Below are 14898 nucleotides of genomic sequence, written 5' to 3'. Positions count from 1 at the left end.
TTTGCGTGATTTATTCGTGAGCTTCAGTGATTTACTCGTGAATTTCGCCCATTTACTCGTGAGTTTCGGCGGTTTACTCGTGAAATGGGCTTTTACTCGTAAGTTTTGGCGATTTACTCGTGAATTTCGCCCATTTACTCGTGAGTTTCGGCGATTTACTCGTGAAATGGGCTTTTACTCGTAAGTTTTGGCGATTTACTCGTGAATTTCGCCCATTTACTCGTGAGTTTCGGCGATTTACTCGTGAAATGGGCTTTTACTCGTAAGTTTTGGCGATTTACTCGTGAATTTCGCCCATTTACTCGTGAGTTTCGGCGATTTACTCGTGAAATGGGCTTTTACTCGTAAGTTTTGGCGATTTACTCGTGAATTTCGCCCATTACTCATGAGTTTTGGCGATTTACTCGTAAGTTTCGCCCATTTACTCGTGAGTTTACGTTGGGGTGGCCACTCCAATAAACCCTTTAATTAATTGATACACTTCTTCCGGTTTCTCCTCTGGAAGTAGGTGCCCGGAATCCTCAAGCACAACAAGCTTGGAATTAGGCAGGTCTTCATGGAGCCTTTGGCCAATATTCAATGGCACCACTCGATCATGCCTTCCCCAAATAAGCAGGCATGGTGTATGAATATCACTAAGGTCCTCCTTCAACAAATCGACTTCCTTATCCCGAAGCATCCTCCCTAATGCCCGGAAAATATCATGCTTCTTTATGAAGGGCCCTAGATATCCCTGCCGCATTTCATCGTCAATCAAGGCCGGGTCATGGACGACATTTTTCAAATTCTTTTCGATACCTGATTTTTGTAGATACCGTTTTATCCCGAATGAAAAGAAAGGCAGGTAACTGACCATCTTCATTTTCTCCGAATAGCCGGGCTGATAGCCTGAACCGGCAAGAAGAACGGCATGGTCGACAAGTTCGGGATATGATTTGATGAGCTGCAGGGAAATTTGCCCGCCCATGGAATGGCCGATGGTGCTGAATTTCCTGATGTCTTTTCCCTCTAAGAACATAACGACGGATTTAGCGATGTTCCGGAATGAATATGTATATCGATAATCTTTTCCGCTTTGCCCGAATGGCGGGAGGTCTATGGAAATCACATTGTATTCCTTGATTAAATAGGGCACTAATTTACGGAAACTGAAGCTCGACGACAAAAATCCATGAAGCAGGACAAGGGTGGGGAGGGAATCATCGATTCGGTCATATTCAAAATAGATTTCCATATTACCCACCCGTTCGACGCCTTTGATTGTATGACTTTCCATAAAAGCTCCTCCTCCGTTATTGGTCAATGATAAAAATCCACGTTCCCCTTAATATTCCAAAAAAGGTCCTTTAATACTGTTGCATAACAGTAATTGTAATAATAACGATGAAAAAAGACAATTACTATAACAGGTCACCAACCAATTTTGATATAATAGTGTAAGTTTATCCTGACAGAATAGGACTTATTAAATTATATTGTCATATAGGTTTTTAAAAAAGTCTAATAAGGTAATTCGTGAGACTATCTGCCAGCCAAACCATCACATCTAAATTAGTGAATTCCAAAAGGGGGGTTTTCCAATGCACTTGAATGAAGAGGAATTGGAAGTCTTGAGAATCATTGAAAATAATAGCCGGATTGATATGAAGGATTTGGCTAAAATGACCGATCAATCAGATTCGGACATTGAAATTACATTGAAGAAATTAGAAGATATGCGGGTCATTGTCCGTTATTTAACAGTCATTAACTGGGCTAAAGTGGATGAATACCACGGTGTCACAGCGATGATCGATGTAAAAGTCACTCCAAAGCGCGGCGTCGGTTTCGATGAGGTCGCAAAAAGGATTTACAAATTCAAAGAAGTCGAGTCCGTTTATTTAATGTCTGGGGCTTATGATCTTTCGGTCATTGTCGAAGGACGTTCGATGAACGAAGTGGCAAGCTTTGTTTCGGAAAAGCTTTCGACACTGGATTCCGTCATTTCTACGACGACTCACTTCATTATGAAGAAATACAAGCATGATGGCACCATTTTCGAGCAAACTGAAGAAGATAAAAGGATAGTGGTGTCACCATGATTAAAACGAGTTATGTTTCAAAAACGATTGCAGAGCTTAAACCATCAGGCATCCGCCGCTTTTTCGACTTGGCAGCCAATTTGGAAGGGGTCGTCTCCCTTGGTGTGGGTGAACCGGATTTCGTTACATCTTGGGCAGTAAGGGAAGCGGCGATCAACTCCTTGGAGGAAGGGTATACCTCTTATACGGCCAATGCCGGATTATATGAATTAAGGTCGGAAATCAGCGGGTACATGGAGAAGCAGTTCCATGTTTCGTATAGACCGGAGGATCAAATCATTGTCACGGTCGGAGCAAGCCAAGCCCTCGATATTGCCTTGAGGACCATTTTGAATCCGGGTGAAGAAGTCATTGTCGTCGAACCTTGTTTCGTCGCCTATGCACCGCTTGTGACCATGGCAGGGGGAATACCGGTCACGGTCCAAACATCCAGGGAAGATGACTTTAAGTTGACTCCCCAACAACTCGAGGCGGCGATCACGCCTAAAACGAAGGCCGTTTTAATCTGTTCACCGAATAACCCGACGGGAACCCAACTTGGGCAGGAAGAATTAGTGATGCTTGCTGACATCGTTAAAAAGCATGACTTGCTGGTGATTTCCGATGAAATCTATGCAGAACTTGCTTATGATGAGACATTCACTTCATTTGCTGCCATTGACGGCATGCTTGAGCGGACAATTGTCATCAATGGGTTTTCGAAAGGGTTTGCGATGACTGGATGGCGTCTTGGGTTCGTTTGTGCACCTAAGGAAATTTCCGAGGCGATGCTTAAGCTTCATCAATATGCGATGATGTGTGCACCGACCGTTGCACAGCATGCTGCATTGGAAGCTTTAAAGCACGGAATGCAGGATGTGGAGGAAATGCGTCGCAGTTATCGGCGGAGACGAAATTACATCGTGAAATCATTTAACGAGATCGGCCTGGATTGCCATAATCCTGGCGGGGCTTTTTATGCTTTTCCTTCAATCGAAAAAACGGGGATGACTTCGATGGAATTTGCTGAAAAACTTCTGACGGAAGAACTTGTAGCCGTTGTGCCGGGTGATGTGTTTGGGGAAAGCGGTGAAGGTCATATCCGCTGTTCCTATGCATCCTCCATGGAACAGCTTCAAGAAGCGCTTAGAAGGATGGAACGTTTCATGAAGAATCATTGCAAATAAAAGCAAAAAAATAGGGATCCGGCCGTTCCAAACAGCCGGATCCCTTTCCATAGGGGGAATTAGAAAAAAGAGTTAATCTAATGGATTAACATAGAAAGTGTTAATCATAGTATATCCAGTACCCTGAAAAAAAATACACATGCTACGACCTTTTTTTGAATTAGGCTTGTGTTTTATATAAAGTATGCATAACATTCAGAATTTGTTCTTCGCTAAAGTCCTTGGCTGTTCTTAGAATGAGCTCCGCTTTTTTTGTTCCGATTTCTTCAATCAGCTTTTTTATGTCCTCGTCGATCCCATCATCGTTCCCAGTTTGGGCATCCTTCAGGAATTCTGAAGCTGGAATGTCAAGAACGGTGGAAAGCCGTAGAATGGTTTGTGTATCTGGAACCGATTCACCCGATTCATACTTTTCGATCTTCTTCGTGCCGATTCGTAATTTCAAAGCCAGTTCCTGTTGAGTGAGGTTGTGTTCTTCTCGGTATTGCCGAATGTTCTTCGCGATATTTGACATAGACAGACACTCCTTAGGAAATATATTTTTTTATGTAATTATTTTACCATATTATTACTTAAGGAAAGAAAATGAATATGTAGGTTTTGTGAAAAAAATGCCGCTTCGAGAAATATCGAAACGACATGTGAATGTTAAATGAGATTAGTGGACTTAAGGAATACGAGTATGATCATGATCGGCACGATGTAGCGAATCAGGAAATACCAAAGTTTAAAAAGTGATCGGCCGGAATCAGCGCCAGACTCAAACTCCTTTTGTACCTCGATCCTTTTCATTTGATAGCCGATGAAAAGGGATATGAACAAGGCACCGACTGGCAGCGCGATATTGCTTGTCAGATAATCGGCGAAATCGAATATGGATAAATTGAAAATCTTCAGATCCGAAAGCACGCCAAATGATAATGCGCTAGGAATCCCAATCAGGAAAACGGTGATACCAGCTATCCAGGAAGCCTTCTTCCGCTTTGCAGCATCACCCTTGATCATGGCTGCAACGACGATTTCGAGAATGGAGAATGCCGTCGTAAGGGTGGCAAATAATAATAATATGAAGAAAATAAACATGAAGATCCCGCCAAGCGCCATTTCATTGAATACAGCCGGCAACACAACAAAAACCAGTCCAGGCCCGCTTGAAGGGCTGAAACCCAGTGCGAAAACAGCCGGGAAGATGACCAAACCTGCCAGCAAGGAAATGAAGATATTCAGTCCAACTACTGAAAAGGCCGATTTTGTAATATCTTCTTTTTTACTTAAATAGGAAGCGTAGGTTACCATCACGGAAACACCGACACTTAGTGCAAAGAAGGATTGGCCAAGTGCCAATAGGATCGTTTCCCCTGTTAATGCGGAAAAGTCCGGCTTCAAGAAGAATTTAACACCTTCCATCGCTCCATCCAGAGTCAAGGAACGGATAAGAAGAATGATGAAAAGTATGAACAAGGAAGGCATCATATATTTATTAGCCTTTTCAATTCCCTTGGAAACGCCGCCTTGCACGACCCAAATGGTAAAGACCATGAATAATAACTGAGCGATAACCGTTTCATATGGATTACTGATTATCGTATTGAAGAAGTTCCCATATTCTTCTTGCGTCAAGTTTGTGAGAGAACCTGTAAAGCTTCTTGCCAAATATGAGATGATCCAGCCTCCAACAACACTGAAGAAGGAAAGCAGAATGATTGAAGCGACGACACCGCCATATCCAATCAACGCCCAAGGCTTTCCAGGGGCGATATGTTTATATGCGCTAATGGCATCTTTCTGTGCATTGCGGCCAATCGTGAATTCCGCTATTAATATCGGTGCACCGATAAGTATGGTGAATAAAATGAAGAGCAGGAAAAAGACCCCTCCACCATTTGCCCCAGTCATATATGGGAGCTTCCAGATGGCGCCCAATCCAATAGCGGATCCCGCGGCTGCCAGGATGAACCCAAGTTTTGAAGTCCATTGATCTTGTTTTGACATGATGGAAAAACTCCTTTAGATGTAAAGAATATCTAGCTGTATATTACTTTTTTTAAACATTTTCTCATCTTACTATGATTATGGGGAATTGGATAGTGTTCCACTATTGCAATCTTTAGAAAAATAAGCAAATATTTTAAGGGGAATAGAGGTTATTTGCAAATTTTTAGGATAAGTTATACATAAAGAACTTATAATATTTATTATTTCCAAAAAACAAACATTTTTAATGAGTAAAATCTCAAAAAGTATGGTATACTTAACTTTGATTATTTTCCAATTATGTGATATAATTTTTTATTGCGTGAAAAGACGAAAAAATATATATAAAATAGGAGTGTTACCATGTCTGAAAAATTCGAAATTGGTGCGGTAGTTGCTGGTAAAGTAACTGGTATTCAACCATACGGTGCATTTGTTGCTCTAGATGATTCAACTCAAGGTTTAGTTCATATTTCTGAAATTACTCACGGCTTCGTTAAAGATATCAACGAACATTTAAAAGTGGGCGATGAAGTGAAAGTTAAAGTGCTTTCCATCGATTCAGCTGCTGGAAAAATCGGCTTATCGATCCGCGCTACAGAAGAAGCTCCTGAGCGTACTGAAGCTCCGAAAAAAGCTCCGAAAAAACGCCAAGCTTCTGTTAAAGCGACATCTCACATTGAATCTACTGAAGGTTTCAACACATTGAAAGACAAACTTCAAGAGTGGATTGAACAATCTCAACGCGAAGACTTAATCAAAAAATAATTTTGGGAACCGGCAGATCCTTCGATCAGCCGGTTTTTTTTGTCCATTTCATGGCCGGTAGTGGGCACATGAATGAAATAAAGCCGGGTCATGTGTTTATCCATGGTCCGGCTTTATTTTATAAAACATAAACAATGTCGATGACATCAACGAGTCGGTTTAGTTTCAGGCTCTCTGGAAATTTCAGGGCTTGGTTTAAAGAGAAGACCAAGATTAATGAGACCGGCAATTCCAACCAATCCATAAACGATACGAGCTAATCCAGCATCTTGCCCTCCGAAAATCGAAGCGACCAAGTCAAATTGGAAAAAACCTATTAATCCCCAGTTGATTGCCCCTATTATTGTAAGAACAAGTGCAGTTCTTTGTATTCCACTCATTGTACTGCCTCCTTTTTTTTGAAAAAATCAGTTCTTTATTTATCATGCTTTTTCATCATGTAAATATGCATCACTACAAAAGTTCCGGGCGGATATTTTGTATTTAAATGGAACATTGGTCATAATGAATAAAAGAAAAGCTAGCACTTGCACTTTGGACAATTCAAAAACGGAGTCAATATGGCATTTAAGGAGAGATATCCATTGGAGAATTACACTTATAAAAATCCTACTAAAGTCATTTTCGGGAAAGGTCAACTTGAAAGCTTAAAAACTGAAATTCCTGCGTATGGCGATAAAGTTTTACTTGTATACGGTGGAGGAAGCATAAAGAAAAATGGCTTATATGAAAAAGTGGTCAATACCTTGAAAGTGATCGATGCAGAGGTGCACGAGCTTTCCGGAGTTGAACCGAATCCACGCATCTCGACAGTCCGAAAAGGTGTTGATCTTTGTAAAGAACATGGTATCGACTTTGTCCTTGCTGTTGGGGGAGGAAGCGTCATCGACGCTACAAAGGCCATCGTTGCGGGTGCTAAATATGAGGGGGATCCATGGGATCTTGTCATTAAGAAGGCACCAGTCGAAGAGGCGCTTCCATTCGGGACGGTGCTGACTTTAGCTGCAACCGGCTCTGAGGCGAATTCCGGATCTGTCATAACAAACTGGGAAACGAAAGAGAAATATGGATGGGGAAGTCCATTGGTATTTCCGCAGTTCTCCATTTTGGATCCTGAAAATACTTTTTCAGTACCAAAAGACCAAACGGTATATGGAATGGTCGATATGATGTCACATGTGTTCGAAACGTACTACCATCCGGAAACGCATGCGCCGCTTCAAGACCGTTTTTGTGAATCGTTGTTATCGACGGTGATTGAAACGGCACCTAAACTATTGGAAGACCTGGAGAATTATGAGCACCGGGCTACTATCCTGTATGCCGGAAACCTGGCCTTGAATGGGTCGCTTGGGGTCGGTTACAGCGGTGATTGGGCAACGCATAACATTGAACATGCCGTTTCAGCTGTTTATGACATCCCGCATGCAGGAGGATTGGCCATCTTATTCCCAAATTGGATGAAGCATGTGCTACATGAAAATGTCGCACGCTTTAAACAAGTGGCAGTCCGTGTATTCCATGTAGATCCTGAAGGTAAGACAGATGAGGAAGCGGCCCTTGAAGGCATTGAAAGACTTAGGTCATTTTGGAGCAGCTTAGGGGCGCCGACCAATCTTTCGGATTATGGCATCGATGACTCACAATTGGAAGTCATGGCTGATAAAGCGATGAGCAGAGGGGAATTTGGAAGATTCAAAGTCCTGAACCGTGAAGATGTCCTTGCCATTTTACGGGCTTCATTATAAACGAGTGATATGATCCTTTCTCCCGCTTTGTCAGGTGGGAGATTACTTTATATGCATAATTCCTTATTTACTTGATCGATTTCTTGATTATGAGAATTACATCAGATAAAGTGAAAGGGAAACTAAAGAATTCAAGGAGGAATTTGAATGGCCCATATTCGTTTCGATTATTCAAAAGCCCTGCCGTTTTTCGGGGAGCATGAAATTACCTATTTACAGGATGCTGTAAAAGTGGCACACCATTCCCTGCATGAGCAGACAGGGGCAGGCAATGAATATCTTGGCTGGCTTGATTTACCTGCCAATTATGATAAAGAAGAGTTCTCAAGAATCAAAAAAGCGGCCGCGAAAATAAAAGAAGATTCAGAAGTGCTGCTGGTTATCGGAATCGGTGGATCATATCTGGGAGCACGGGCAGCAGTTGAGATGCTTCAACATAGTTTTTATAACATTTTACCGTCGGATAAAAGAAATGCACCGCAAATTTTATTTGTGGGTAATAATATAAGCTCTACATATATGCAGGACGTAATGGACCTATTGGAAAATAGGGATTTCTCGATCAATGTCATCTCTAAATCCGGTACGACCACGGAGCCTGCACTGGCCTTCAGGATTTTCCGGAAACTGCTGGAACAAAAATACGGCGTTGAAGAAGCTAAGGGCCGCATTTATGCTACCACTGATAAAGAGAAGGGTGCATTAAAAACGGTAGCGACGGAGGAAGGTTTCCAAACTTTCGTCATTCCTGATGATGTTGGCGGACGTTACTCGGTCTTAACGGCTGTAGGGCTGCTTCCGATTGCGGTCAGCGGGGCGGATATCGATCAAATAATGGAGGGAGCCGAGCGCGCTAGGGTGGACTTCAGTTCTTCCGAGTTAGGTGAGAATCAGGCATACCAATATGCGGCGGTTCGGAATATCCTTTACAATAAAGGGAAAACGATTGAAATGCTGATAAACTATGAGCCTGGACTTCAATACTTCTCTGAGTGGTGGAAACAATTATTTGGGGAAAGTGAAGGAAAGGATCAAAAAGGAATATTCCCTTCATCGGCTAACTTCTCGACTGACCTGCATTCATTAGGGCAGTATGTTCAGGAAGGACGGCGTGATCTTTTTGAAACAGTCATCAAAGTGGAAAAGGCACGTCATGAAATCTTGATTGAAGAAGCGGCCAATGACTTGGATGGCCTGAATTACCTATCAGGTGAAACGGTGCAATTCGTGAATAATAAAGCATTTGAGGGTACGCTGTTAGCCCATACGGACGGTGGCGTTCCAAACCTGATCGTAACGGTTCCGCAACTCGATGCTTATACTTTTGGCTACCTTGTATATTTCTTCGAGAAAGCTTGTGCAATGAGCGGATACTTACTGGGTGTAAATCCATTTGATCAGCCTGGAGTGGAAGCCTATAAGGTGAACATGTTTGCTCTTTTAGGAAAGCCGGGTTATGAAAAGAAAAAAGCGGAGCTCGAACAGCGCTTATAATATAAAAGGCATCAAGCGGGAATAACATCCTGCTTGATGCCTTTTTTGTTGAAAGTTAAAGCAGTGCCATCAAGGAAGCGATGAAGAGAGAGAAACTTCACAAAAGCATAAGGGTGGCTTGGAAGCCAAATTCCTTTCGCCAATCGAGGGAACAATAGGCCCGGTTTTTTTAAGGCATTTTGGTTAAGCTAATAGAAAATTAGCGAAAGAGGTTTTATACAATGATTAAAATTTCTTCTCAGTTGGAAGGGAAAACATTCGGTTTGTTCGATCTGGAGACGAAGTTAAAACCGGAAGGATATGTGATAGGCGGGGGATGGGATTATGACCACGGGTCTTTTGATTATAAGATTGATGGCAGTGATGGCTACCAATTCTTGCGAGTCCCTTTCAAGGCTGTTGATGGTTCACTCGATAAGGATGGGGTAATGGTCGAACTATTACAACCGTTTTTGTTATCTCATAAGTACGAGGACGGGATGGATGATGAAGGAAATATCGGAAATCTCTCCGCTTCCTTCAATCAGTTTGCTGAGCCTGAAGATCCGGATGCCGAATTTCCGGAAAACTATATCTCATTAGGAAAAGCGCTTGTCCGTGATTTGGAAAAGCTTTTATTACATTAATCTTCAATGATGAGCAAGGTGTCATCACGATGTATGATTACATCTCCAGGGGGCTTGATCAATGTCTTGCCTCCTGAAATGATGCCGACCAATAAAATGTCTTGATCGAATAGCTTAACGTTCAACTGTTTAAACGTCAATTCATGCCAGTCATCCTGCACGGGCAGCTGCTTGATGTTCAAACCATCCCGCTCTTTTTGCTCTTCGGCTTCCGCAAGGATCCCCTTCGATAAGCAATCCTGCATATATTCACTCGCGAATTTATTCGTTTCCACGATACCGTCCGCCCCTGCCCGTAAAGCATTTTCCTTTTGTTCATGCGTTAATATTTCCACAAGACAATATACATGAGGATTCAGCCCTTTGACGGCCAGCAATGTTAATATCGAGAACATATCCGTTTGCAGCTCGTCTTGCTTAAGGTCAGCCGTGATCAGGACGCGTATGGCTTGTTTTACATTTGCTTTCTGCAAAACGGAATCCAATGTAGCTTTTCCTTGGATAAAGTGGATATTCGTTCTTGGAAGCGGGTGCTTTTGCAGCGTATCATCTATAAGGACAATGGATTGATGATGTTTACGATCATGAATGTTTTGGATGATTCTCTGGGAACGGCCATTCCAGCCCACAATGATAATATGACCGCCGCCGCCGAATACTTTCTTTCCTGTTAGAAATTGCTGCTCATTGGAAATGGAAATCTTTGCAATGTACGCAAAATAAGAGGTAATCAGGCCGGCGCCTGACAAAATGAGGACCATTCCAATAACTTTTCCAAGATTTGTAACGGGAGTGAAATCCCCGTAACCAACCGTTGACATAGTCACGATTGCCCACCAGATGCCATCAAGTAAAGTAGGGAATCTCTTCGGCTCCACAAAGTGTATCAAGACTCCGAATGAAAGTAAAAATAATGCGATGGTGGATAGCAATCTGATGAAACGCGGAAATCTGGGAACGGTGCTGATGAATGAACCGATTCGAATCATGTTTTTCACACCCCTTAAGCTGTTCCTTTTAGTATGTTCAAAAAAGGCTTGGCTCATAAGGTTGCGGACAGACAAACTTTGAATGATGAATATTGGAAAGTTGCCATTCGGTTTCGGGTAAATGATAAAAGCCCTCCGGTGATGTCGGAAGGCTTTTATGGTTGAGTCACGTATCCTGAACTGGACTTCATGCTCGATGATTGATTATATGCCAGTTTGCGTTTCGGTATTCCTTTATCTTTTCTTAGACCCTTCTCCGGACGTTAAAGTTATCACTGATGAGCAGCCAGTTTTGAGGGAAGGCTAAGCCGAGCTTCCAATAACTCATTCCCCTTAGGTTCAGTTCTTTGATTAAATCGAATTTTGCCTGAATGGATCTGGCATCTTCAAACCACACCTCATGGCGCCTATCCTCTATATCGGTATAGTTGAAGTGCGGGGCCTGTGCGGTTTCATCATACTCGATGGCAACTTTATTGGCCGCCGCAATCTGGATGGCCTGCTGCGGACTCACGGCCTTGGCAGTGGATCCCTGTACAAAAGGCAGGGTCCAATCATAGCCATATAGATTCTGCCCCATCAGGATCTTGTTTGAGGGAATATCGGTGACAGCATATTCGAGAACTTCCCTAACAGGTCCAATAGGAGACACAGCCATTGCCGGTCCTCCGCTATATCCCCATTCATAAGTCATGATGATAACGAAGTCAACGATTTCACCATGTGCTTTATAGTCATGTGCCTCATACCAACGGCCTTTTTGCTCTGCACTTGTTTTAGGGGCAAGTGCCGTGGAAATGAACCATCCTTCTTTCTTGAATCGTTCCTTGGCTTTTCGGAGAAATTGATTATACGCTTCTTTATCGGCCGGCCTTAAAAACTCAAAGTCAAAGTGAATATCCCGGAATCCATATTTCTTTGCCGTTGTAACGATATTGTTCAGGAACTTATTCTGAACGGAAGTATTCGTTAAAATGATTCGCCCAAGCTCATCGCTGAATTGGTCATTTTCCTGATTCGTGATGACCATCATCAGGACATTTTTATTTTCTCTGGCGATGGCAGGGAATTCATTGAGCAAAGGCTCTTTTAAGGAGCCGTCACGAAGCGCCTGGAAGCTGAATGGGGCTAAATAGGTTAAATAGGGCCCGGCTTCCCTGGCGGCCGTTTCAAGGGCCGGTGCAACCGATGTACCCCGCGGCTCGACATAACCGTTGAATTCGGCGGTCCTTTTCTTTCGTGCCGGAATATAGAGCCGGTATCCAACGGATAGGTTTTGATTTTCGGAAATGCCATTTATTTTTGCCAATTCTTGAACAGGGACATCAACTTTTTGAGATATCGAATATAAACTATCACCCTGTTGAACGAAATAATAACTGCCGACGATTGGAATGACAAGGGCCTGCCCCGAAACAAGATTATTTGGGTTAGGGATCTTATTTGATTCGATGAGCCTGTCAACGGTTACGCTGTATGTCTGGGCGATGCCATATAACGTCTGGCCTGGCCTAACCACATGTATTTGCAATTCTTTTCCCTCCTACTGAAAGTTTCCTAACAGTTTATGAGCATAAAAAGAAATTCATGATAAAGAGCTTAGGTTTGAGAGACGGTAATCAAAAAAATTCAATAAATTGGCAATAATAATTTAAGCTTAAAATGCTAATTAATATTAGTAGGAGGTGAAAACACATGGCAAACAACAATAACAGCAATCAACTAGTAGTAGCTGGTGCAGAACAAGCCCTTCAACAAATGAAGAATGAAATCGCTAGTGAATTTGGTGTAAACCTAGGTGCTGACACTACTTCTCGCGCTAACGGATCAGTTGGTGGGGAAATCACAAAACGTTTGGTTCAAATGGCTGAACAACAATTAGGCGGATATTCTCGTTAATTAACTGAATAAAAATGGATTAGAAAGAGAAGGAGCATCGCTCCTTCTCTTTCGCATTGTTCAGCTAGTTGCCTGCCAAGCCTTTAAAATCTTGATTGCCTTTTCAGGGAAATCGGTCATGATGACGTCGACTCCCAACTCTGCCAGCTTGACGATGTCGGCTTCATCATTGGCGACCCAAGGCCGGATTTTATATCCAAGTTTTTTCGCTGTTTCATTAACTGCTGGAGTCAGGCTGTTTTTATCTGGATGGAAACCCGATTCTTTTTTATCACGTAAGATTTCTTCGAAGTTTTCAGGAAGCCCCTCGAACAATAATGCACGTTCAAGTTCTGGAGCAAGCTTCTTCACTTTTTCAATCGATTGATGGTTGAAGGAAGAGAGGATCACCCGCTTTTCCATTTGATATTGATGAATTAAATCAATGATCTTCTGTTCAATTCCTTCGTAAGCGAGTTTATCTGTCTTGATTTCGATGTTCATCAATAAAGCATTTCCCTTAGCCCAGTTGAAAACGTCCATTAAAAAAGGAATCCGCTCCCCAAGGAATTCACTGGAAAATTTGCTCCCGGCATCAGCCGTTTTCAGCCTTTGTGCTGAATGCTCTTTTACATAACCAGTAAGGGTGGTCGTTCGATCAAGTGTTTCGTCATGGATGATGACCAATTCCCCATCAGAACTGAGATGGACATCGAACTCGATCCCTTCAGCCCCAATTTCTGCCGCCTTTTGAAATGCAGCCATGGTATTTTCAGGATGCGTCCCCTTGGACCCCCTATGGGCAAAAATAAGTATGTTTTGCAAAATCATCACATCCCCTTTAAACTTTATCTTGAACCCTATCATACATGTATCAATGAATTGTTTCAGCAATGTTTAATAGACAATATTTTAAACAACGAGTAAAATACATATGGTATTTCCATAAATAGGTGTTCGAAATATGAGGTGAATAAAATGAATATGTGGGAAATTTTTGTTGCAGTTATCCTTGGTCTTGTAGAAGGATTAACTGAATTTGCTCCTGTATCGTCTACAGGGCATATGATCATCGTCGATGATTTATGGTTGAAATCGACCGAGATCTTCGGGAGTGAAGTAGCCAATGCCTTTAAGGTGGTCATCCAGCTTGGTTCGATACTCGCCGTCGTCGTGCTCTTCTGGGGACGGTTCATGGACTTGCTTGGGTTAAGGAGGTTGAAAGATACAGGTGCTGTGAAGGGACCAAAGCTTAACCTATTGCAGATATTCATCGGATTGCTGCCGGCTGGCGTTTTAGGTCTATTATTCGAAGATTACATTGATGAACATTTATTTACGATGAAGACGGTTATCGTCGGATTGTTCCTTGGCGCGTTATTGATGATTGCTGCGGATAAATTCCGTCCAAAACTGACTGCAGAAACGGTTGACCAAATCACTTATAAACAAGCTTTCGGTGTAGGGTTAATTCAATGTTTGTCACTGTGGCCGGGATTCTCGCGTTCAGGTTCAACCATTTCCGGAGGAGTGCTTTTAGGAATGAGCTATCGCGCTGCTTCCGATTTCACGTTCATCATGGCAGTGCCGATCATGGCTGGTGCCAGTCTCTTGAAAATCGTGAAATACTGGGAGTTCTTCACGCCTGAAGTTCTGCCATTCTTTATTGCAGGTTTCATCAGTGCATTTATCTTTGCGTTATTCTGTATCCGCTTTTTCTTGATTTTAATCAATAAAGTTAAATTGACTCCTTTTGCCATTTACCGGATCGTCTTGGCGGTTGTGCTTCTATTCATTATTTGGTAATACGAAATGAAGCGTGAAATAGGAGAGGAGCCACCCCGTTGATTCGGGGTGGCTTTTTTTGTGGCCGAAAAAAAGCTGGAATCCCAGAAAAATAATTACGAATGATAATTGAGTTTTAAGGTTTTTGATTCGTTATTATCGAGGTAATTATCAATAAATCCTTTTGTGATAAAAAAATATTCGGTTTTTGATGCAGTTTCAGACATAATTAGTAAAAAAAATATAAATGTAATAAAGCTCCCTGAGCGTAATGATACCAACGTGTTTGATTATTTTTTGTAATATTCAAATGATTACATAAACTATTTCCATATAATATATATGATATAATTTTAGTATAAATAAAGTACATGTGTACACCTGGGGAG

At 42.1% G+C, this 14898-nt stretch carries 15 protein-coding genes; 8 read left to right on the top strand and 7 right to left on the bottom strand.

Annotated features, from left to right (window positions below; translation table 11 throughout):
* Positions 1 to 433: 433 nt before the first annotated feature.
* A complete protein-coding gene (locus MKY17_RS25680) occupies positions 434 to 1276 on the bottom strand; it encodes an alpha/beta hydrolase (RefSeq protein ID WP_339201070.1) in 843 nt (280 codons plus the stop codon).
* Positions 1277 to 1580: 304 nt separating this feature from the next.
* Between MKY17_RS25680 and MKY17_RS25675 the strand changes: the two genes are divergently transcribed.
* Positions 1581 to 2081 (top strand): Lrp/AsnC family transcriptional regulator, encoded by a 501-nt coding sequence (locus MKY17_RS25675; RefSeq protein ID WP_098371432.1) that lies wholly within the window; start codon positions 1581 to 1583, stop codon positions 2079 to 2081.
* The gene (locus tag MKY17_RS25670) at positions 2078 to 3247 is read left to right on the top strand and encodes an aminotransferase (RefSeq protein ID WP_098371431.1); all 1170 of its coding nucleotides are present in this window, start codon (positions 2078 to 2080) and stop codon (positions 3245 to 3247) included. Before MKY17_RS25675 ends, MKY17_RS25670 begins: the two co-directional genes overlap by 4 nt.
* Before the next feature lie 160 nt (positions 3248 to 3407).
* Here the strand turns inward: MKY17_RS25670 and MKY17_RS25665 are convergent, their stop codons facing one another.
* Positions 3408 to 3761, bottom strand: coding sequence for a helix-turn-helix transcriptional regulator (locus MKY17_RS25665; protein WP_098371430.1), 354 nt, complete (start codon positions 3759 to 3761; stop codon positions 3408 to 3410).
* A 134-nt stretch (positions 3762 to 3895) separates the two neighbouring features.
* A complete protein-coding gene (locus tag MKY17_RS25660; RefSeq protein ID WP_098371429.1) occupies positions 3896 to 5239 on the bottom strand; it encodes a sodium-dependent transporter in 1344 nt (447 codons plus the stop codon).
* Positions 5240 to 5584: 345 nt separating this feature from the next.
* Here MKY17_RS25660 and yugI point away from each other — a divergent pair, with 345 nt between their 5' ends.
* Positions 5585 to 5989, top strand: coding sequence for a S1 domain-containing post-transcriptional regulator GSP13 (gene yugI, locus MKY17_RS25655; protein ID WP_063234086.1), 405 nt, complete (start codon positions 5585 to 5587; stop codon positions 5987 to 5989).
* Between the two features lie 146 nt (positions 5990 to 6135).
* Here yugI and MKY17_RS25650 read toward each other — a convergent pair whose 3' ends face one another.
* The gene (locus tag MKY17_RS25650; RefSeq protein ID WP_063234087.1) at positions 6136 to 6369 is read right to left on the bottom strand and encodes a DUF378 domain-containing protein; all 234 of its coding nucleotides are present in this window, start codon (positions 6367 to 6369) and stop codon (positions 6136 to 6138) included.
* A gap of 204 nt (positions 6370 to 6573) precedes the next feature.
* On the opposite strand from MKY17_RS25650, the gene MKY17_RS25645 reads away from it, so the two are divergent.
* The 3 genes from MKY17_RS25645 (at position 6574) to MKY17_RS25635 (ending at position 9857) form a co-directional block, all read left to right on the top strand.
* A complete protein-coding gene (locus MKY17_RS25645) occupies positions 6574 to 7737 on the top strand; it encodes an iron-containing alcohol dehydrogenase (RefSeq protein ID WP_098371428.1) in 1164 nt (387 codons plus the stop codon).
* Between the two features lie 147 nt (positions 7738 to 7884).
* On the top strand, positions 7885 to 9231 hold the full coding sequence (locus MKY17_RS25640; protein WP_098371427.1) for a glucose-6-phosphate isomerase: 1347 nt from the start codon (positions 7885 to 7887) through the stop codon (positions 9229 to 9231).
* A 221-nt stretch (positions 9232 to 9452) separates the two neighbouring features.
* A complete protein-coding gene (locus MKY17_RS25635; RefSeq protein ID WP_098371426.1) occupies positions 9453 to 9857 on the top strand; it encodes a YugN-like family protein in 405 nt (134 codons plus the stop codon).
* On the opposite strand, the gene MKY17_RS25630 is transcribed toward MKY17_RS25635, so the two are convergent.
* Positions 9854 to 10846, bottom strand: coding sequence for a potassium channel family protein (locus MKY17_RS25630; RefSeq protein WP_179891056.1), 993 nt, complete (start codon positions 10844 to 10846; stop codon positions 9854 to 9856). The genes MKY17_RS25635 and MKY17_RS25630 overlap by 4 nt on opposite strands.
* 244 nt (positions 10847 to 11090) lie before the next feature.
* Positions 11091 to 12377, bottom strand: coding sequence for a glycoside hydrolase family 18 protein (locus tag MKY17_RS25625; RefSeq protein ID WP_098371424.1), 1287 nt, complete (start codon positions 12375 to 12377; stop codon positions 11091 to 11093).
* A 164-nt stretch (positions 12378 to 12541) separates the two neighbouring features.
* On the opposite strand from MKY17_RS25625, the gene MKY17_RS25620 reads away from it, so the two are divergent.
* The gene (locus MKY17_RS25620) at positions 12542 to 12745 is read left to right on the top strand and encodes an alpha/beta-type small acid-soluble spore protein (RefSeq protein ID WP_057278019.1); all 204 of its coding nucleotides are present in this window, start codon (positions 12542 to 12544) and stop codon (positions 12743 to 12745) included.
* Positions 12746 to 12805: 60 nt separating this feature from the next.
* Here MKY17_RS25620 and MKY17_RS25615 read toward each other — a convergent pair whose 3' ends face one another.
* The gene (locus MKY17_RS25615) at positions 12806 to 13549 is read right to left on the bottom strand and encodes a glycerophosphodiester phosphodiesterase (RefSeq protein ID WP_179891055.1); all 744 of its coding nucleotides are present in this window, start codon (positions 13547 to 13549) and stop codon (positions 12806 to 12808) included.
* Positions 13550 to 13702: 153 nt separating this feature from the next.
* On the opposite strand from MKY17_RS25615, the gene MKY17_RS25610 reads away from it, so the two are divergent.
* Complete coding sequence (locus MKY17_RS25610) at positions 13703 to 14530, top strand: undecaprenyl-diphosphate phosphatase (RefSeq protein WP_286177032.1); 828 nt, start codon at positions 13703 to 13705, stop codon at positions 14528 to 14530.
* The last annotated feature ends 368 nt before the right edge of the window (positions 14531 to 14898 follow it).

The sequence above is a fragment of the Peribacillus sp. FSL P2-0133 genome (assembly GCF_037975445.1).
GTDB classification, from domain to species: domain Bacteria; phylum Bacillota; class Bacilli; order Bacillales; family DSM-1321; genus Peribacillus; species Peribacillus simplex_E.
This window is presented reverse-complemented; position numbering and strand designations above follow the sequence as displayed.

Coding starts and splice junctions, on each gene's coding strand:
- MKY17_RS25680 (WP_339201070.1), bottom strand. CDS start 1,276: ATGGAAAGTCATACAATCAAAGGCGTCGAACGGGTGGGTAATATGGAA.
- MKY17_RS25675 (WP_098371432.1), top strand. CDS start 1,581: ATGCACTTGAATGAAGAGGAATTGGAAGTCTTGAGAATCATTGAAAAT.
- MKY17_RS25670 (WP_098371431.1), top strand. CDS start 2,078: ATGATTAAAACGAGTTATGTTTCAAAAACGATTGCAGAGCTTAAACCA.
- MKY17_RS25665 (WP_098371430.1), bottom strand. CDS start 3,761: ATGTCAAATATCGCGAAGAACATTCGGCAATACCGAGAAGAACACAAC.
- MKY17_RS25660 (WP_098371429.1), bottom strand. CDS start 5,239: ATGTCAAAACAAGATCAATGGACTTCAAAACTTGGGTTCATCCTGGCA.
- yugI (WP_063234086.1), top strand. CDS start 5,585: ATGTCTGAAAAATTCGAAATTGGTGCGGTAGTTGCTGGTAAAGTAACT.
- MKY17_RS25650 (WP_063234087.1), bottom strand. CDS start 6,369: ATGAGTGGAATACAAAGAACTGCACTTGTTCTTACAATAATAGGGGCA.
- MKY17_RS25640 (WP_098371427.1), top strand. CDS start 7,885: ATGGCCCATATTCGTTTCGATTATTCAAAAGCCCTGCCGTTTTTCGGG.
- MKY17_RS25635 (WP_098371426.1), top strand. CDS start 9,453: ATGATTAAAATTTCTTCTCAGTTGGAAGGGAAAACATTCGGTTTGTTC.
- MKY17_RS25630 (WP_179891056.1), bottom strand. CDS start 10,846: ATGATTCGAATCGGTTCATTCATCAGCACCGTTCCCAGATTTCCGCGT.
- MKY17_RS25620 (WP_057278019.1), top strand. CDS start 12,542: ATGGCAAACAACAATAACAGCAATCAACTAGTAGTAGCTGGTGCAGAA.
- MKY17_RS25610 (WP_286177032.1), top strand. CDS start 13,703: ATGAATATGTGGGAAATTTTTGTTGCAGTTATCCTTGGTCTTGTAGAA.